This is a genomic window from Bacillus altaicus (assembly GCF_042136375.2).
GTDB lineage: Bacteria > Bacillota > Bacilli > Bacillales > Bacillaceae_G > Bacillus_A > Bacillus_A cereus_U.
On the sequence record NZ_CM143394.1, the window covers coordinates 1,885,905 to 1,902,539 of the forward strand.

The following is a 16,635-nucleotide window of genomic DNA, read 5'->3' on the forward strand; positions in this document are numbered from 1 at the left end:
AGGCAGTCTTACTCCTCACAAATAGCGGGATAAAGAAGTTAAATCACGTGTGCTTTTTGTTTTTCAATCACCTCAAACCCGTACATTACATATGATGTGGAGGAAAAAGAAAAAGTAGGCATTTTTCTTATAAATGAAAGAAAAAGAAGGTGAATTAGGGAATGTTGACTGAGATGCATATTGCTGTCATAGGAGGAGATGCACGGCAGCTAGAAGTAATTCGCAAGCTAGTCGAACTGGACGCAAAACTTTCATTAATAGGGTTTGAACAGTTAGACCATGGCTTCACAGGGGCAGCAAAAGAAAGTATACAAGATTTAAATTTCACTTCTTTAGATGCGATTATTTTGCCGGTTGCAGGGACGAATGCCAAAGGAGAAGTAGATACTATTTTTTCAAATGAAAAAGTTTCCATAACGAAAGAACAAATTGAAAAGACGCCAGAAAACTTTACTATATATTCAGGTATTGGTACACCTTACTTGGAAAATCTCGTATCTACTACAAATCGCAAACTTGTAAAATTATTTGATCGTGATGATGTTGCAATCTATAACTCTATTCCTACCGTAGAAGGTACACTAATGATGGTTATTCAACATACTGATTACACAATTCATGGATCGAATGTAATGGTTTTAGGATTTGGTAGAACTGGTATGAGTGTTGCAAGAGCCTTTCAATCATTAGGAGCACATGTCAAAGTTGGAGCGAGACGTTCGGAACATATTGCTCGTATTACAGAAATGATGTTTTCTCCTTTTCATATGCAAGACATAGAGAAAGAAGTAGGTAATATCGATATTGTTATTAACACAATTCCACATCTCGTTGTGACAGCGAATGTTCTTTCAAAAATGCCAGCTCATACGCTAGTTATTGATTTAGCTTCTAAGCCAGGTGGAACGGACTTTCGCTATGCGGAGAAGCGTGGAGTGAAGGCACTATTAGCACCTGGTCTTCCTGGGATTGTTGCACCGAAAACAGCAGGACAAATATTAGCGAATGTTCTTTCTCAGTTATTAATAGCAGATGCAATCGCAAAGGAGGAGGATGAGAAATGAGTTTGAAGGGGAAACGAATTGGTTTCGGATTTACAGGCTCACATTGTACGTATGAAGAAGTTATGCCGCATTTAGAGAAGTTAATTGCAGAAGGTGCAGAAGTACGTCCCGTTGTTTCTTATACTGTCCAATCAACAAATACTAGATTTGGCGAAGGGGAAGAATGGATTAAAAAGATCGAAGAAATAACAGGGTTTAAAGCAATTAATTCAATTGTCGGAGCAGAACCACTCGGACCAAAAATCCCGCTAGATTGTATGGTGATTGCTCCTTTAACTGGAAATTCGATGAGTAAATTTGCGAATGCGATGACAGATTCTCCAGTATTAATGGCAGCAAAAGCGACGCTTAGAAATGGAAAGCCTGTTGTGTTAGCTGTTTCGACGAATGATGCTTTAGGGCTTAATGGGGTAAATCTAATTACACCAACAAGGTGACGACAAAGCGCGAACGCTTATATGTCGACATCTTGAGGGAGCTTAGGGTAAAGCACAAGTTCGAAATCATCGAGCCTTTGCCATTTTTCTTTCTTATAAACAGCCTTTTCTAAAACTGACTTTAGGAGGCTGTTTTTCTTTTTTGGATCATCTGTTTTGGAGTACAGATCAAGAACATGCTCCACTTGAGGAATTGTATCTTTCTTCACTTTTTCTTTTTTGATTTCTGTTTTAATTTCTTTCTTTAACTTCTCCATTGTTTCGGTAATCTCATTAATGCGATCAGAAACCACATTCGAACGTTCTAAAAACATATCGACAGTGTAAACACCACGCTCTAATAAATCATGTAAATTATTTTTTTGTTTTTGGACATCCACTAATTCTTTTTCAAGCTTACGTAATGCAACTTCATTCATTTGAATAACTTGCGTTTCTTTCAATTTGTCATCTTGCTTATGTTTTTCAAAATCAGCTTTATAATCGATATACCATTCTTTTAAAGCCTCGAGTAAACGCTTCTCGATTAATTCAGTATAGCTTGATTTGTTTTCACAGCCACGGTGTTTACAATCCATAGTTTCTTTTCGGTTCTTTGGATAACGTTGGACCATACTGTAACCACATTTAGCGCATTTAATAATACCAGCCAATGGATTCTTTATCCCGTTCGTATTATATGGAATGTGATACCTTGAGTTTAATTTTTCTTGCACTTGCTCAAACAAGCTTTCGGGTATGATAGGTTCATGTTTTCCATCAGCAATAATCCAATCTGATTTATCTTGTCTTGCACAGCTACGTTTCACAGCGTCAGGAAGTTTTACTTCTTTTCGTTTTTGCCACGTTACTTTTCCGATGTACACATTGTTTTTTAATATATCCAAGATGCTATAAGGATTCCATTCATTCCCTAACTTACTCTTATAGCCAAGATCGTTTAACTTGTTCCTAATTGCACTCGCACCCATATCCTCATTCGCATACCAATCAAATATCATTCTTACAACAGAAGCTTCTTCTGAATTAATTGTTAAAGTACGCTCTCGCTTATTTAAACGGTGTATATCATATCCGAATGGTGCATGTGTACCAAGGTAATTCCCAGCCTCTACACTAGCAATACGACCTCGTTGCATACGGCGTGTAATAATCTTTAACTCCTTACGTGCCATAAATGCTTCAAATTCGCTGTATTCTTCATCCCACTCATCATTAAGGTCATAAGTCTTCCTTGGTGTCATAATCTTCGTATTCGAGCGTTTAAACGTCTCTAAAATGATTCCTTGCTCTTTCATACCACCACGACCTAAACGGTCCATATCCATGCAAAGAACAGCATCATATTTGTTATCTTCAATTTCTTCAAGTAGCGCCAACATTTCAGGGCGTTTCACTAAGCTCTCACCAGAAACAATTTCCTCACGGACAGCTAAAATATTTAAGTTCATTTCCTTGGCAATTTTCAACAGGGTAGAGCGGTGCTTTGCTAAAGTTTCGCCTTCACCGCGTGCTTCGGCTTCGAGATCGGCGCGGGATTTTCTTAGGTAGATTGCGGTTTTCATAGTTAGACCTCCTTGTTATTAGTTTATTATACGGAAAGTAAATAAATAGAAGAAGTAAAAAGAAAAACTCCTAAGAAGGAGCTTGAGGATTCTTATCATTTATGGTGTGTACGTTTTTTTATCTTTTCATATTTTAGATATACTTCAGACGAGAAGTTAAATACATAAGATACGTTCTCCATTGATTCATCATCAAAGGAACATACAGTTCTGTTTTCATCGAGTGTATACTTATGTATAATTTTTCGATTCTGTAAATCTTCATCTGATAGAATAGTGATAACAAATTCAGGTTGATTAAAATTTCTATATTGAAACATAGCTATAAAATAAAAAGCGCTCACCAGCAAAGGTGTACATATATTTAATAAGCTTTGCTCAATGTTATTCCACTCAATAAGTTTCTTAAATAAAATACTATAAAAAGGAATACTAAAAATTATATGTGAAATTATAAGCCATTTAAGAATACGGAAACGTTTCTTACTTTTGGCACTTTTAATAAAATAAATGATTGGAACCATTAAAAAAAACCATAAAAGACCACTGATTAATTTAAATATTAAAAATTCCTTTGGAGTAAGATTAATAAACAAATTAGATATATAATCAAAGATAAAAATAGATGGCCATATAAATCCAACACAATAAATTAAAATTGTTCCTAGGGTGAAATCAAAAATATTTAGAATGGCTCGTGAAACTTTAGTAAAGAAAAGTTTATCAAAATCACTTGTAGTGGTGAGAATAATAAAGTTTTTTAATATTATTCCCACAGCAGATACTATAGTTACGATAGCAGCAATGTTTTTTAATATACCGTCATTTATTAAATTTGAAAGCACTAAGCTTCTCTCCTTTGATATTTACTGCCCACCACATATCTTTAAAGTCCCATCTTACTCTAATTTCGGTAAAGATTAATTTTTGTAATACTCTTGAGTGGGAGCGTACGTTTTTAGACGTGCAAATCCTTCTGGAACTCCATGAATTTCCGCAACTTCTTGAATTGACAAATGTGTATCCTCGTATGTAGAAATTATCTCGTCAGTAAGTAACAGCTCTACAGCAAATGTATTTGCTTCAATTTCAAAACGATCTACTGAAAAAAATGTTTGATTGCGCAAGAAGGGAGTATTTGCCTTAGGATGAAGTAAGGCATGTCCTAATTCATGAGCGCAAACAAAACGTTGGAGTGTTTCGTTAATTTGATTATTAATATGGATAAATTTGAAGCGTTTATATGTGTTGTAAAAACCAAGAGTATTCCCAAGGTCTTCAAACAACACTATAATATTTTTTCGTCTAGCAATTTTAAATGGATTTGTTGTTTCATGTTTTTCTGCGATTTTGATTGCGTATTCTTTAATGTTCATTTCTCCCTCCGTTCAATCTTTTTTATACTTGTTTGGAGTGAATTTTTGTTTTGCTAATTGTTTTGCCATGCGCATTGAGTTCTCCAGAGAGATGCGAATCATTTCTTTTGTATGTTCGTCTATTGGTTCTCCGTCAAACATTAACGCTTCATCACTGTTTTCTAATTGTTCTAGAGTTTTCTCTAAATCACGAGCGATATCACGACTATCTTTTTTTGTTAAGTCAGGAAGTGTATTGGATATTCTTGATTCATCTTCTCTTCCTAATAAATAGTCTGTTGTTACTCCTAAAACGTTTGCTAAATCTTTTAGCATTTCGTTTGAGGGAGTGCTATGTCCGTTCTCATAGTTACTAATGGTTCCTTTAGTGGTATTTACTTTATTGGCTAATTCTTGTTGAGTAAGTTTACGTATTTTACGTGTTTCTTTTAACCTTTGTTTCAACATTTTTAGCACCTCCCGTTAATAAAAAGTACAAAGATATTGTACCTTATACAAATGAAACATTAAACTTTGTACAAGATATTTGTACAAATGTGTTGACGTACAAGAATCTTATACTTATAATTAAAGTACAAATTACTTATACAAGGAGCGAGACAGTGAACAAAAATATCAAGTTAATTAGAGCTAGAAAAAAAAGTAAGTTAACGCAACAAGAACTTGCAGGTAGAATGCAAGTTACAAAATCCACAATAAGTAATTGGGAAAATGGTTATAGTAATCCAAATCTTGAAAAAGCTATAAGATTGGCTGCCATTCTTGGGTGTGATGTAAAAGATTTAATTTGATGTATATAAGTACAAGAATCTTATACATAATGGGTGGGAAGTGGGTGAAAAAATGACAGCAACTAACATGGCAGTACCAATAGATCAACAGCATAAACATATAAAAAGCACTTCAAGAGGTGACACCATGAGCCAACAAGAAGAATATGCAGCGACTTATGAATTTGGAAAAACGAAAGTCCGTGTTGTGGCTCCTGAACCAAAATCGCAAAAGGATATTGATAAAATCCTTCAAGCATATTACAAGGCTGGTTGGGCCATCATCAAAGAAATGCAAGTGAAAGAAAACCTTGAGGAATAGTTCCTCTCTTTTTACATGAATAATAGACAAGTTACGTATGTACTAAATTCATTATAACCATTTGAAAACTAAATATGGAGGCGAACAGATATGGGAACAAGCATATACTGCAATTCAGCAATAGGGGAATTATTACAGAACGCTAGAGAATGTTGTGATAATGTTCAGCTGAAAACGAAGAAAGGACTATCTAAGTACCTTGGCATTACACATGAACGCTTAACTCGTATTGAATCTGGACTTTCTAAACCAGAATTTGAGCTTGCGATGGATTGGTGTCATGCAACAGGAGCAAAGTTAAATCAACAAGCGATTAAACATATTTATGGTGTTGGCTTACCACCTACAGATCCACGTTTAACTCAAGATGTGAATTTACAATTGATGAACTACATTAAACAAGCTGAAGAAGGAATTGTAGCAGCCAAGAAAATTATGAATTTACAAGTTACAACAAGATCATGGCAACTCGATGAAAAAAAGAAACATGAATATGCAGTTCATGCAAAGGAAATCTTCGATACAATCCAAGCAACTCAATGTGTAGTACAAGCTTTGGAACAAGTACATTTTGGCATTATAGAGCAAACACAAAGAAGTTGGTTGCAAAAGGCTCTGGCGGAAAACGTTATTATTCAATCGGTGGATAGCTTAATGACTATAACAAAAGTGCTGTAAGGGAGGAAGAAAAATGACAGTAGATTATAAGAAACCTAGTTTAAGAGAATATAAGGAACTAATTCGCTATGATGCAAAACTAACTGGTGAAATTAAAATAGCGAAAACACTTGGTGAGGATTCAAAGTCAGTTGAGTTAAAGCAAGAGAAGAAGTTAGTGGGGATTCGAATCAAAATTATCGAAGCATCATTCATTTTAAAACATAAATGGGCAAAAGAAAAAGCTACCGCCTAGACAACAGTAGCTCGCAATACATTTAACAAAGCAATTATAACATTTTATTCATTATTTGGACAAGCCACTGTGCTTGTCGTTATGACCAGAAAGGGTATTGTTCCTCCCATACCCCTACAAAACTCCTTTCTGGTTGTAACGATGCGTACAGCATCAACCCAAATAGAAAGGAGGTGTAATTCATGACAAATAAATACGATCGTCTTTATGATCTAGTTCTTCCAGGAGACTTTTCATTAGCGAATAAACTTCATAACTGTATGGTTGCATGTATTCATAACATGTTTAATGCAGAATCAGCTGAAGAATCAAATCGCTGGGAAGAAGAACTGGAGCGATGTATGAAAGAATTTAAAATGCTTCGTGATACAAAAGAAGAACATGAGGCATCGATGAGTTATCGTGTAGTGATTAAAGATTTAAGAGCAAGAGGAGTTAATGCCTCTTTAGTAACACGTAGAAAATAAAAAATCTACCACTTGGCAGAGTGATAGATAAATAGCTTTGGAAAAAATATTTGAATTAATTATATCAAATTAGCATTCGTATAACAACGGAGTGTGTTGCATGCTTTTAGACAAATCATTACATAGAGTGTTGCTGAATCCTAAGATACTTCAGCAAGCGACATCAGAGCAACACCTAATTTACTTAGTAAACCAATATCTCAAAATAGGATACAAGAATTATCGCTTATTACGTGTAGAGGACAGATTTGCGATATGTAAACGGGAGGATGAATAATATGGCGGTTTATAGACCAGTTCAAGTTTCATTTTGGCAGGATGCAAAAGTTATTGAGGAGATGACTCCTGAAGATAAACTATTTAATTTGTATCTTCTTACAAACCCATGCACTACACAAATTGGAGTGTATCAAATCACGAAAAAGCAAATGGCTTTTGATTTAGGTTATTCCATGGAAAGTGTTAATGCGCTCTTAGATCGTTTCGAAAACCATCATAAATTGGTTGTGTACAATCCAGAAACACGCGAATTAGCTATCGTTAATTGGGGGAAATACAACCTTAATAGAGGTGGGAAGCCTATAGAGGATTGTGTTCGTAAAGAACTTGAAGGGGTATCTGATATTAGTTTGATTCATCTAGTTACTCCAAAAGTTAAGAATGACAAAATTCGTGCTATTTTTGAAGAATTTCTTGCTGTTAACGATACGTGCCACGATACGTCAACGATAAGTGGGCAAAAAGAAAAAGAAAAAGAAAAAGAAAAACAACAACAAGAAGAACGTGCAGGCGCGGAAGAAGTTGTTGAAGTTAATCCAATTTCTTTTTACGAACAAAACTTCGGATTCATTACACCTTTTATTGCAGATGGCATTCATGCTTGGGTAGACGATTTAAATGCAGAATTAGTTGTTAAAGCTATGGAGATTGCTTTAGAAAAAAATACTAGAAACATGTCTTACGTAAATACGATTTTAAAAGATTGGCATCTTAAAGGCTTAAAAACAGTAGCAGATGTTGAATCGGCTGATAAAGTATTTCGTGCTCAACGAACGGTACAAACACAAAAACAATCTCCTTACCAACAGAAGGGCCTATCTGAATCTACTAAAAACGTATTACAGCAACAAGAATCATGGGAACAAAACACCCCTACGGAAGAAGAACTTGCAGTACTTAATCAACAGAATGGATGGATGATGCAATGAGTAACGAAATCATTCGTAATGTAGAAGCCGAACAAAGCGTTTTAGGTAGCATCATCGTAGAAGGTGATTTGATAAAAGATTGCCAGCTAAAACCGAAACAATTTTCTGTTCCAACACATCAAATGATTTTTAAAGCGATGAGAGAGCTAGAGGATGCTGAAAGTCCAATAGATCTTGTAGCTTTAGTCGGAAAATTTGAAGACAGCTTTATGAATCAAATCGGTGGTATTACGTTCTTTGTAAACTTAACAGAGATTATTTCAGCAACAAAGAACTTTTCCTATCACGAAAGTTTAGTAATCGAAGCCTGGAAGATGCGACATGCTCAAGAAGTTGCTGGTAATTTATATAATGGCCTTCAGCAAGATAAGGACATGAGTGTAATTAGTAAATCAATTGATGAGCTAAGTGCGATTGAAGAAACAGGTTATTCAGATGATTTTAACTTGAAAGAAACACTCGTAGATTTATATAAAAAAATGCAAATTGATGTTGGTGATTTAACAGGTATAAACACTGGTTACGATGATTTGAATAGGATGACTTCAGGATTGCAAGAAGGCGATTTAATCATCGTTGGTGCACGGCCTTCGATGGGGAAAACAGCATTTGTATTAAACATCGCATATCACGCAGCGAGCTCTAATGCAGCGACGGGAGTTTTCTCACTTGAGATGGGAGAAGAGCAATTGCTCAAGCGTATGATTTCAAGTACCGGTAATGTAGATGCTACGAAATTAAAGAATCCTAAAAAGTTATGCAATCTTAAAGATTGGGAAAAGATTAGTCAGGCAATGGGATTGATAAATGATTTGCCGTTAGAAATATACGATAAAGCAAATGTGACGATGCAAGAAATTTATGCAAAGACTAGAAAGCTAAAACGTATATACCCTGACAAAAAAGTGTTAATAGCGATTGATTATTTACAGCTTATCGTAGGGGATCCAAAACATAGAGGCAATCGAATGCAAGAAATTGGAGAGATTAGCCGTAAGTTGAAACTGATGGCCAGAGAATTAAATGTATGTGTAGTCGCTTTATCACAATTAAGCCGTGCTGTTGAAAGCAGGCAAGATAAAAGGCCGTTGTTATCTGACTTACGTGAGAATGGTCAAATTGAGCAAGATGCAGACTTGATTGCATTCTTATATCGTGAAGATTATTACGATGCAGAAACGGAAAACAAAAACATAACCGAAATCATTTTAGCTAAACAAAGGAACGGACCTGTAGGTGTTGTTGAACTAGCATTTGTTAAGGAGTTTAGTAAGTTTGTTAACTTAGAACGTAGATTCAATGGACAACAGGGGGCTCAATAATGTTATTACGTCAAGAGGTAGAACGTAGAAAGTTGTTTATCATTCGCAAATTATTAGGTTTAGGGATAGCGGAAATTAACGGGCAAACATTAGATCAACTAACGTTAACGCAGCTTGAAGGCATTTTAATAGCAAGTTTGCAGGTATTGGAGGGAGCGAACGATGCCAAAGCAGTTAACAATCTTTGATGTTGAACCTGTTGTGTCATTTGATCCTAAGAAAGCGCACATTCATCGTTTGAATTCGCGATTACGTTTTGCTGATGTTGTGGTCCAAATACCGCGGCAGGCAAAAGCAACTGACGAGCTAAAACCAACAACAGCACCTGATGATTGTTATGAGTTATTTGAAGATTATACGATTGGCATTTGGCGTTTTAAACGCGCAGAGGATAAACAATTTGATTGGGAAGAAGCGGAAAAGATATGTAAACAGGCAAGGGATAATAAAGAGCCGGTTCCGATACGGCTTCATTTATCACTTGAACAAGCATTCGTTCCAGAAAATGTTGTGCAATATTTGTAGAAAAATAAAAAAAGCCGAGAATACTCCCGACCAACTTCGACAAAGTAATTATATCATGGGAGTGGTGAATGTGGCGATTCTTAAAGAAGATATTGCAGAAATGAAGGCAGAAATTTCGTTAGTTGAAAATATGATTTATGTCGTAAAAGACGGACAAGTTCATCCGATTGAGCCGCCAACAAGCGGTCATGGTGAACAGTCCTTTGTATATAAAAGCGGAAAAGTAACTCGTATGGATGAGCGGAAAACACAGTTGATTTAATAGAATTTGAATTTTATTAAGAAATGAGGGAGAAAGATGAGATTGCAAATATTAAAAGAGGGCGATGTTGTTGAAGTTACAAAAGAATTTTGGTTCTATGCGGATTACTACGAAGTAGGCACAGTATTTACGATAACGGCGGAAATGGTAAATCATAATTTTGAAATGTTTACTAGAAAGAAATAAAAGCGTTACTTTGTCGAAAAGGGGAACGCAAAGATAAAATAAGACCGATCCATTTATCGGAACGGCCTTACGAATGCCTTGTGCTGGAGTTTGACACCAATGGCTTAAGATGTTTTCTCTAAACAGTATGTACAAGAATCTTTACGATTATACACAAAAACAGCAGGCAACTGACTAAGTTGCCCGCTATGCTCTTGCACTGCACGGAGGAGCGCTTTCCGTTTTGAAAGAGTGAAGCCGGGGAGAAGTCGGCTTAGAGGTAGTATGTGTAATACAAAAAAAGACTATTCGTAAAGGGGAATGAGAGATGTATAAAAAGATCGTGGAATATGATTCTGAAAATCCTTTTGGGAATATGAGTGAGTACAAGCTTATAAAGGAAATCGAATCAACAAAAGATGATTTGTTTGATTACAACCTACTTATTAATGGAAAGACATATAGAGTATGTGCTGGTTCTCCTAAAGAAGGAATCCTTGCAGTTGAAGAAATTCAGTTAAACAATAATCCAGAAAGTAATGTAAGAAGCGAAGACGGGTTAGAATGTCCGTATTGTCAGTATGTTGATCATGATGCATTTGAATTAGAAGGAAATGAAGGTACTACAGAATGTAGATGTTGTGATTCGGAAATCAAGTATGTAAGAAATGTAGTTATGAACACTTTAGGTGAATGCGAGGAAGTTATTTATCATACAGCTCCAGTTAAATTAAATGAACCAATAAAACTTTAACAAAATAGTTATTTGAATGGAAAATAATAAAGCCCTAGCAAGGGGAGCTAGGGCAGGGGATAGGGTATCAAGAATTTTCGGGTCAATAACGAATGACTTCTTCGAATGAGCTTAGTTTAACACACAAATTCTTGTACAGGTGTTACAAAAATATGAACAAAGGGGGAATGAAGAATGAAAATACCAACAATTGTATTTAAAGCTAAAAATAAAGAAAACCGTTACTTATGTAATGGCCCGGATTGCGGTGACTGGAGCGATGAGTTTTTAGACACACAAGAAATCACTGATGCTCTTCACATCATAAAAACAGATTTTAAAAAGCCCTATAAGAGGGCCGTCTAAATGCTATCGTATACAACAGTATATGCATGGATCGGGACAATGTGAACAAAATATTTATTTAGTGGCAAATGAAAAGAGCACACTAATAAGTATGCTCTTTGAAAGGTAGATTACTATGCTTGGAGGGTCTCCATACAATAACATATGCTTGTCTAGTTTAAGTGTGAAAGGCTTTTTAACCAAAAAGCTATTTGGTATGAACCTTTAAAAGTCCAAAAGAGCTCCGTCTACTGGTCGGAAGCCCTTTTGGGGAGATCTAATGAGTTTCGTTCATCCATTCATTATATGTGTAAATTATTTTATTATGACATATTACAATAAGTAACAAGCTAATAAAAATTTCATTTTGTAGAAAAAAGAAACTAAAAAAGAGCACCATGCATAAGTGTTCTTTAAGATAGGAGGTAACTCTATGAGCGATACGTCTAGGTTAGAAGTATATGATGTAAAAAAGAAATAAGAACAAAATTTTATTATTAGTTCAATATAAAAGAGCAGTTAACAAAAAGCTAACTGCCCTCACAAGCACTGCTAAAAGGAACTACTTTGGGGAAAAAGCAGCTTGTATTTAGTGTTACCAGAAAATTAGATTTTATTCGAGGAAATGAAACATGGAATTACTTAATAAAATCCATATAAATAGCAGTTAGCAAAAGCTAACTGCTAAGCCCTCAGAGAAAGGGGGAAAAGAACATTACAGAGGTCACTGTGAATTCAAGCTGTATCAGCCCATTTATAGTATTGGACAGAATTTAGAATTTTATTCGAATAAACTCAAAAAAAGCAGCTAGCAAAAGCTAACTGCCCTGTTTTGGAGGAAAATTAATTGTTACAGATTGGCATATTCAAAGTATGTACAGAAATTGGAGATTTATTCAGACAAAACTACAAAGAGCACCTTCAAGTAGTGCTCTCAGTAAGTTAGGCCCTCAGAGAGTAGTGTGGCACACATGATAATATATGTGATTTATTCATTAAGGTGCAAATACCTAATAAAAACTACATTTGGCACAACAAAGCAGCTAGCTCAATTAGCTAACTACTAGTTGTACAAAAGAAACTAGGCCATACAAGCAATGTTTCATGAACTGTAACTTAAAGTTACAGTTTTAGTATAAACGGGTTTGGAAATATTATGCAGAATGAAGGGAGCTTAATAAAAAATTCATTTTGTAGAAAAAACCAAAAAGAGCACTATCAATTAGTGCCCTTTGTAAAAATAGCGTAAGTGGCCAGCTCACGTTATAAAGAGAGGTAGAATTTAATATATTCAAACCCTGCTTAAATGGTGAAAACAAAAGAACAGCTAGCAAAAGCTAACTGCTCGGCTCCAGAGGAATTGGAGAATGGGTTGTCTACAGTATTGACGGAATCTGGAGACTTATTCGGTCAGACAAAAAAGAGACTGTATATAAGTGCACTTTGGACCAAGTTTTTTATGGTAACAGTTATTGGTATTATGTGTGAGAACTAACGTGTATCTTGAAAATAATGATTATTTATTCAAATGTAAATTCACAATTAGAGCAGAATCGCATCAATGCGCTCGCAGTTAACTACAGTGATATCTCCGTTTTCATCTATAAATGTAGCAAGGGATGATTTATTATGGAAACCTACAAATATAGAAGCTGTTAATATTGTGCCGTTAACTAAAAGTTGTTTTATTTTCTTTCCTAAGTAAAATGTTTCTAAAAGATAGCAAATATCTTTGGAACTCTCTTTTGGGGGTGGGATAAAAGAAGATTGGTTATTTGGAAGAGATGTTAGATTAGGATTAAATACTTTGGGAGTAATAGCATAGTTTATGAAAACTGACATTTTTCCGGCTCCTCTTTTTTATAGTTTATATTGAAATACGCTTATGGAATTGTGAGATAGGGCTTTTTTCAAAGCCCCATCTTTACTCTACTCAGCTTCAATTCTAAGCGCTTGAATATCACGACAGTCCAAAACAATAATAGAGCCAGGTTCTGTTGTGTTATCCACAAATGTTACACAAAAATTATCTGGATTAAAGTTAGTGAAAATAAGATCCTCTAGTGTTGTTCCTGTAAGGAAAACATCTACTTCTGTACCTAACTGTAATCTTTCTAATTGTTCGCAAACACATTTTGTATGCTCACCCATAAAAAAACCTCCTTTCCTCGGTTTACTATTAATATATGTATAAATTAAATAGAACGATTGGAGTAATAGCTTAGTAATACTAACTATTTTGCTAGTTAATATTTTTAAAAATAATTCTTTGAATAGAAAAATAGATTAATTGTGTGAAAATGGTATAATAAATAAAAATTAAATATTTAGTCCTACTGGAAGAACCAGCGGACATCAAACCATAAAGAGCATTAGCAATATTGCCCTTTGGTTTGATGTCCGCTTTTTGTTTTTTTATTAATAAAATAGACAAGGAGTGTTTTTATACATGACGCAATTAACTTTCTTACCTAAAATTGATCGTAAAGCAACACAAGTTCGTTTAGAAGAGGTTCTTGAAAATGTTCGTATTTATAGACAATTTGGGATGATTAGAAATGAGATGAAGGTCACAGCTTCTTGCGAGGTAAGATACCACGGCTCAACAAATATGGTAGGCAAGCCAGCTGAAGATGTTGCGTTGAAAAATATTGCAATGAGTGAAAGAGAAGTGAAACTACAACGCTTATCCTTTCAAATTGATAAGGCATTAAGTCGCTTTAGCAAGAATCAAAGAGACATCATTGTAAAGCGATATTTAGAAGATGAAGAAGTCTTTGATTACATGATTTATAACGAGGTTGGAATGAGTGAACGTACATACAGACGCAATAAATCTAATGCTTTTTATAAACTAGCATTTGCTCTTAGATTAGAAGTATATGAGGCAGAAGAGCATTACGGAGGGGATGACCGATGAATTTTGTTCAGCCAATACGTGATCCAGAGCAAATACAACAGATTAAAGAATATCTGAGGGAAAACAATGAGCGCAATTATATTTTGTTTGTAATGGGGATTAATACAGGTTTGCGGATCAGTGATATTTTAAAACTAAGAGTTAGTGATTTAAAAGGAAGCCACATCTCAATGAGAGAAAAGAAGACAGGGAAACAGAAACGTATTCAATTAACTCCATCATTAAAAAGAGAACTACGTTGGTACATTGAAGAAAGAGATGACAATGAGTATTTAATTAAGAGTCGCGAAGGAAAGAATAAACCGATTGGACGCAGCATGGCATATAAGATACTTAGAAGTACGGCATCAGAGTTTGGATTAGATGAGATAGGTACACATACATTACGTAAGACATTTGGATATCACATGTATATGCAAACAAAGAATATAGCCTTACTTATGGAGATATTTAATCATTCATCCGAAAGAGTTACGTTAAGATACATAGGTGTCAACCAAGATGCAATGGATAAAGCTATGATTAAATTTAAAATATAGCAACATCCTTTTTATTTTTTTTGTGTTTTATAGTTACCCATTTTTTATGTGTTGTGTAATTCAAAAGAGAAAGTGTTATGAAGCTATGAATATCAAGGGGTTCAACGATAGGGACAGTTACACAAAATATAAGATATGGGTAACTAAGTGCTGTTACAAGATTGGTGCTGTCTGTTAGAATTTAAAATAGTAAGGAGTTGAGAAGATGAGGGAATATATTGTAAAGAAACTTTTTATAGAAGGGCTAGGAGAGGAAATTAATTATGATCAAGTTTATTTTAAGATACATAGAGAAAAGAATTGTAAATGGACAATAGACATTGAATATCCAGGACCAAAAGATTTTTTTATAATGGCAGCATACTATGGTAACGAAGTGGAGTTTACATTCTCTACAATTTATGTAACTGACGTTAAGGGCATTGCTGAAGTTAAAAAAGTGAAGGCTAATAGTAACTATGTTCAATTGAGTGGAATCGGACTATTATAAGTAAGGATAACGGGAATAAAATAAGTGGCAGAGTCGTGACCGTTTTTTGGCAGTAAATGTGCCGGTTGTTTTGGAATTATCGTGTTATATTTGTATTGTGAGAAGTGGCGGAAAACACAACTCATAAAGATTCCTTTATATTTTGTCTAAACGATTCATAATGAGGGCACATAAAATCCGTAACCAGCAGATGGTAGTGATTGAATGATACCGTTATTGGGGAGAGCTTTTGCTCTTCTTCCAGCTACTTAATAATATTGGTGCAGAAAAATGTAACAACATTAGGTGGTTGGAAAAAGAATAAAACTTCATTTACCGTATTTATAGTAATAACATAAGATTTTGATGAAAGGGCAACTGGTGTATGGTTGCTCTTATTTTGTTAAATTAATATGAAAATATATAGATAAAAATTCCATATTGTCGCATAATGTTTTTGGGGGCGATAATTAATGGATAATAATAAATGGAGAAATCGTGATTGGATATGGATAGTAGGAATTTTGGGAATATCAAATATCTATTTTATATCTGTGCTTTATAATAATGACAAAATAGAAGCGAATTTTTCTATAATATCTAGCGCGGTATCTATAGCTTTAGCTCTTGTAGCGATTTTTATTGCGCTTAAACAAGATAGCGATAACCAAAGATTAACGAATCAAATGCACGAAACATTAATAAAAGTGGAATCGAAGCTCGATAATATGGATCAAAAAGTAGATAAGATGGACCCAAGCCATGTAATATCTTTATTGAAATTAAAGGCAGAGGATATTACAGAAATAATTGATACCGCTGGGGAGAAGGGCTTAACAACTGAAGAAATTAAAATAATGATTGCACAACAAATGGAGAATTTAACACAAGAAGTTAACAGAAATATAGTTAATGAAAATTTAATGAATGACCATGAAAAATATTTGCTTTACAAACTTACACCATTGGTTTTCGAAAGGCTTTCAGATATTATCATTGCATCGGAAAAGCCATTAACCAAAAAAGAGATTTATAGAAAATACCTAGATGAGCATGGGAATATTCCACCAGATCATTTTATGGATCCGATTTTTGCAGATGTTGTGAGAGAAGCAAACTTTGAGAAAGAAAATAAAATTATCGGTAATAGAATGTATACATATTATGAAAAAAAATCCAATAACTAATAAATTAATGAAGGTAATATATTATGGCTATTAGTTTTATAAATAA

24 protein-coding genes and 1 pseudogene are annotated in these 16,635 nt (G+C 34.6%); 19 read left to right on the forward strand and 6 right to left on the reverse strand.

Features of this window, described 5'->3' with window-relative positions; all coding sequences use genetic code 11:
- The first annotated feature begins 161 nt into the window (after window positions 1–161).
- Together dpaA and dpaB are read left to right on the forward strand one after the other, a co-directional pair.
- Complete coding sequence (dpaA, locus tag ACE38F_RS09970; RefSeq protein WP_193644835.1) at window positions 162–1,064, forward strand: dipicolinic acid synthetase subunit A; 903 nt, start codon at window positions 162–164, stop codon at window positions 1,062–1,064.
- A pseudogene (gene dpaB, locus ACE38F_RS09975) lies at window positions 1,061–1,486 on the forward strand (dipicolinate synthase subunit B); the annotation flags it as partial. The gene dpaA and the pseudogene dpaB, both read left to right, overlap by 4 nt.
- A gap of 32 nt (window positions 1,487–1,518) precedes the next feature.
- Here the strand turns inward: dpaB and ACE38F_RS09980 are convergent.
- From ACE38F_RS09980 to ACE38F_RS09995, 4 genes are all read right to left on the reverse strand, one after another.
- Complete coding sequence (locus ACE38F_RS09980) at window positions 1,519–3,066, reverse strand: recombinase family protein (protein ID WP_375369422.1); 1,548 nt, start codon at window positions 3,064–3,066, stop codon at window positions 1,519–1,521.
- Window positions 3,067–3,161: 95 nt separating this feature from the next.
- Window positions 3,162–3,911, reverse strand: coding sequence for a hypothetical protein (locus ACE38F_RS09985; protein ID WP_375369421.1), 750 nt, complete (start codon window positions 3,909–3,911; stop codon window positions 3,162–3,164).
- 75 nt (window positions 3,912–3,986) lie between these two features.
- Entirely contained in the window at window positions 3,987–4,442 is a 456-nt protein-coding gene (locus ACE38F_RS09990; protein WP_375369420.1) for an ImmA/IrrE family metallo-endopeptidase, read from the reverse strand.
- A gap of 12 nt (window positions 4,443–4,454) precedes the next feature.
- On the reverse strand, window positions 4,455–4,889 hold the full coding sequence (locus ACE38F_RS09995) for a helix-turn-helix domain-containing protein (protein WP_328029677.1): 435 nt from the start codon (window positions 4,887–4,889) through the stop codon (window positions 4,455–4,457).
- A 155-nt stretch (window positions 4,890–5,044) separates the two neighbouring features.
- Between ACE38F_RS09995 and ACE38F_RS10000 the strand changes: the two genes are divergently transcribed.
- The 13 genes from ACE38F_RS10000 to ACE38F_RS10060 all read left to right on the forward strand — a co-directional run bounded on the left by ACE38F_RS10000 (window position 5,045) and on the right by ACE38F_RS10060 (window position 11,495).
- Window positions 5,045–5,233, forward strand: a complete 189-nt coding sequence (locus tag ACE38F_RS10000; protein ID WP_016105994.1) for a helix-turn-helix transcriptional regulator — start codon at window positions 5,045–5,047, stop codon at window positions 5,231–5,233.
- Between the two features lie 52 nt (window positions 5,234–5,285).
- Window positions 5,286–5,534: a hypothetical protein gene (locus ACE38F_RS10005; RefSeq protein ID WP_375369419.1), complete on the forward strand. Its 249-nt coding sequence runs from the start codon at window positions 5,286–5,288 to the stop codon at window positions 5,532–5,534.
- A gap of 90 nt (window positions 5,535–5,624) precedes the next feature.
- The gene (locus ACE38F_RS10010) at window positions 5,625–6,212 is read left to right on the forward strand and encodes a sporulation sigma factor-processing peptidase (protein WP_375369418.1); all 588 of its coding nucleotides are present in this window, start codon (window positions 5,625–5,627) and stop codon (window positions 6,210–6,212) included.
- A 13-nt stretch (window positions 6,213–6,225) separates the two neighbouring features.
- A complete protein-coding gene (locus ACE38F_RS10015; protein ID WP_016092216.1) occupies window positions 6,226–6,447 on the forward strand; it encodes a hypothetical protein in 222 nt (73 codons plus the stop codon).
- A gap of 182 nt (window positions 6,448–6,629) precedes the next feature.
- Window positions 6,630–6,914: a hypothetical protein gene (locus ACE38F_RS10020; RefSeq protein WP_375369417.1), complete on the forward strand. Its 285-nt coding sequence runs from the start codon at window positions 6,630–6,632 to the stop codon at window positions 6,912–6,914.
- 278 nt (window positions 6,915–7,192) lie between these two features.
- Entirely contained in the window at window positions 7,193–8,122 is a 930-nt protein-coding gene (locus ACE38F_RS10025) for a DnaD domain-containing protein (protein ID WP_375369416.1), read from the forward strand.
- On the forward strand, window positions 8,119–9,444 hold the full coding sequence (gene dnaB / locus ACE38F_RS10030; protein ID WP_375369415.1) for a replicative DNA helicase: 1,326 nt from the start codon (window positions 8,119–8,121) through the stop codon (window positions 9,442–9,444). The genes ACE38F_RS10025 and dnaB overlap by 4 nt, the downstream gene beginning before the upstream one ends.
- Complete coding sequence (locus tag ACE38F_RS10035) at window positions 9,444–9,632, forward strand: hypothetical protein (RefSeq protein ID WP_375369414.1); 189 nt, start codon at window positions 9,444–9,446, stop codon at window positions 9,630–9,632. The genes dnaB and ACE38F_RS10035 overlap by 1 nt, the downstream gene beginning before the upstream one ends.
- A complete protein-coding gene (locus ACE38F_RS10040; protein ID WP_375369413.1) occupies window positions 9,607–9,969 on the forward strand; it encodes a cell division protein SepF in 363 nt (120 codons plus the stop codon). The genes ACE38F_RS10035 and ACE38F_RS10040 overlap by 26 nt, the downstream gene beginning before the upstream one ends.
- A gap of 70 nt (window positions 9,970–10,039) precedes the next feature.
- On the forward strand, window positions 10,040–10,231 hold the full coding sequence (locus ACE38F_RS10045) for a DUF3954 domain-containing protein (protein WP_375369412.1): 192 nt from the start codon (window positions 10,040–10,042) through the stop codon (window positions 10,229–10,231).
- A gap of 36 nt (window positions 10,232–10,267) precedes the next feature.
- A complete protein-coding gene (locus tag ACE38F_RS10050; protein WP_199715143.1) occupies window positions 10,268–10,417 on the forward strand; it encodes a hypothetical protein in 150 nt (49 codons plus the stop codon).
- 307 nt (window positions 10,418–10,724) lie between these two features.
- Window positions 10,725–11,150, forward strand: a complete 426-nt coding sequence (locus tag ACE38F_RS10055) for a hypothetical protein (RefSeq protein ID WP_375369411.1) — start codon at window positions 10,725–10,727, stop codon at window positions 11,148–11,150.
- A gap of 174 nt (window positions 11,151–11,324) precedes the next feature.
- The gene (locus tag ACE38F_RS10060; protein ID WP_375369410.1) at window positions 11,325–11,495 is read left to right on the forward strand and encodes a hypothetical protein; all 171 of its coding nucleotides are present in this window, start codon (window positions 11,325–11,327) and stop codon (window positions 11,493–11,495) included.
- Between the two features lie 1,521 nt (window positions 11,496–13,016).
- Here the strand turns inward: ACE38F_RS10060 and ACE38F_RS10065 are convergent.
- Both ACE38F_RS10065 and ACE38F_RS10070 read right to left on the reverse strand, forming a co-directional pair.
- The gene (locus ACE38F_RS10065; protein ID WP_002161826.1) at window positions 13,017–13,316 is read right to left on the reverse strand and encodes a hypothetical protein; all 300 of its coding nucleotides are present in this window, start codon (window positions 13,314–13,316) and stop codon (window positions 13,017–13,019) included.
- Between the two features lie 87 nt (window positions 13,317–13,403).
- Complete coding sequence (locus tag ACE38F_RS10070) at window positions 13,404–13,625, reverse strand: hypothetical protein (protein ID WP_002161827.1); 222 nt, start codon at window positions 13,623–13,625, stop codon at window positions 13,404–13,406.
- 298 nt (window positions 13,626–13,923) lie between these two features.
- Here ACE38F_RS10070 and ACE38F_RS10075 point away from each other — a divergent pair, with 298 nt between their 5' ends.
- The 4 genes from ACE38F_RS10075 (at window position 13,924) to ACE38F_RS10090 (ending at window position 16,589) form a co-directional block, all read left to right on the forward strand.
- Window positions 13,924–14,394, forward strand: coding sequence for an ArpU family phage packaging/lysis transcriptional regulator (locus ACE38F_RS10075; RefSeq protein ID WP_375369409.1), 471 nt, complete (start codon window positions 13,924–13,926; stop codon window positions 14,392–14,394).
- Window positions 14,391–14,933 carry a site-specific integrase gene (locus ACE38F_RS10080; RefSeq protein WP_088099465.1) on the forward strand — a complete coding sequence of 181 codons (543 nt, stop codon included), beginning with the start codon at window positions 14,391–14,393 and terminating at the stop codon, window positions 14,931–14,933. The genes ACE38F_RS10075 and ACE38F_RS10080 overlap by 4 nt, the downstream gene beginning before the upstream one ends.
- 205 nt (window positions 14,934–15,138) lie before the next feature.
- Complete coding sequence (locus ACE38F_RS10085) at window positions 15,139–15,423, forward strand: hypothetical protein (RefSeq protein WP_375369408.1); 285 nt, start codon at window positions 15,139–15,141, stop codon at window positions 15,421–15,423.
- Between the two features lie 452 nt (window positions 15,424–15,875).
- The gene (locus ACE38F_RS10090; protein WP_375369407.1) at window positions 15,876–16,589 is read left to right on the forward strand and encodes a hypothetical protein; all 714 of its coding nucleotides are present in this window, start codon (window positions 15,876–15,878) and stop codon (window positions 16,587–16,589) included.
- Window positions 16,590–16,635 lie beyond the last annotated feature (46 nt).

Bases quoted from the DNA above. Each gene is read 5' to 3' on its own strand.
- dpaA (WP_193644835.1), top strand. From the start codon at position 162: ATGTTGACTGAGATGCATATTGCTGTCATAGGAGGAGATGCACGGCAG.
- ACE38F_RS09980 (WP_375369422.1), bottom strand. From the start codon at position 3,066: ATGAAAACCGCAATCTACCTAAGAAAATCCCGCGCCGATCTCGAAGCC.
- ACE38F_RS09990 (WP_375369420.1), bottom strand. From the start codon at position 4,442: ATGAACATTAAAGAATACGCAATCAAAATCGCAGAAAAACATGAAACA.
- ACE38F_RS09995 (WP_328029677.1), bottom strand. From the start codon at position 4,889: ATGTTGAAACAAAGGTTAAAAGAAACACGTAAAATACGTAAACTTACT.
- ACE38F_RS10005 (WP_375369419.1), top strand. From the start codon at position 5,286: ATGACAGCAACTAACATGGCAGTACCAATAGATCAACAGCATAAACAT.
- ACE38F_RS10010 (WP_375369418.1), top strand. From the start codon at position 5,625: ATGGGAACAAGCATATACTGCAATTCAGCAATAGGGGAATTATTACAG.
- ACE38F_RS10015 (WP_016092216.1), top strand. From the start codon at position 6,226: ATGACAGTAGATTATAAGAAACCTAGTTTAAGAGAATATAAGGAACTA.
- ACE38F_RS10020 (WP_375369417.1), top strand. From the start codon at position 6,630: ATGACAAATAAATACGATCGTCTTTATGATCTAGTTCTTCCAGGAGAC.
- ACE38F_RS10025 (WP_375369416.1), top strand. From the start codon at position 7,193: ATGGCGGTTTATAGACCAGTTCAAGTTTCATTTTGGCAGGATGCAAAA.
- dnaB (WP_375369415.1), top strand. From the start codon at position 8,119: ATGAGTAACGAAATCATTCGTAATGTAGAAGCCGAACAAAGCGTTTTA.
- ACE38F_RS10035 (WP_375369414.1), top strand. From the start codon at position 9,444: ATGTTATTACGTCAAGAGGTAGAACGTAGAAAGTTGTTTATCATTCGC.
- ACE38F_RS10040 (WP_375369413.1), top strand. From the start codon at position 9,607: ATGCCAAAGCAGTTAACAATCTTTGATGTTGAACCTGTTGTGTCATTT.
- ACE38F_RS10050 (WP_199715143.1), top strand. From the start codon at position 10,268: ATGAGATTGCAAATATTAAAAGAGGGCGATGTTGTTGAAGTTACAAAA.
- ACE38F_RS10055 (WP_375369411.1), top strand. From the start codon at position 10,725: ATGTATAAAAAGATCGTGGAATATGATTCTGAAAATCCTTTTGGGAAT.
- ACE38F_RS10060 (WP_375369410.1), top strand. From the start codon at position 11,325: ATGAAAATACCAACAATTGTATTTAAAGCTAAAAATAAAGAAAACCGT.
- ACE38F_RS10065 (WP_002161826.1), bottom strand. From the start codon at position 13,316: ATGTCAGTTTTCATAAACTATGCTATTACTCCCAAAGTATTTAATCCT.
- ACE38F_RS10070 (WP_002161827.1), bottom strand. From the start codon at position 13,625: ATGGGTGAGCATACAAAATGTGTTTGCGAACAATTAGAAAGATTACAG.
- ACE38F_RS10075 (WP_375369409.1), top strand. From the start codon at position 13,924: ATGACGCAATTAACTTTCTTACCTAAAATTGATCGTAAAGCAACACAA.
- ACE38F_RS10080 (WP_088099465.1), top strand. From the start codon at position 14,391: ATGAATTTTGTTCAGCCAATACGTGATCCAGAGCAAATACAACAGATT.
- ACE38F_RS10085 (WP_375369408.1), top strand. From the start codon at position 15,139: ATGAGGGAATATATTGTAAAGAAACTTTTTATAGAAGGGCTAGGAGAG.
- ACE38F_RS10090 (WP_375369407.1), top strand. From the start codon at position 15,876: ATGGATAATAATAAATGGAGAAATCGTGATTGGATATGGATAGTAGGA.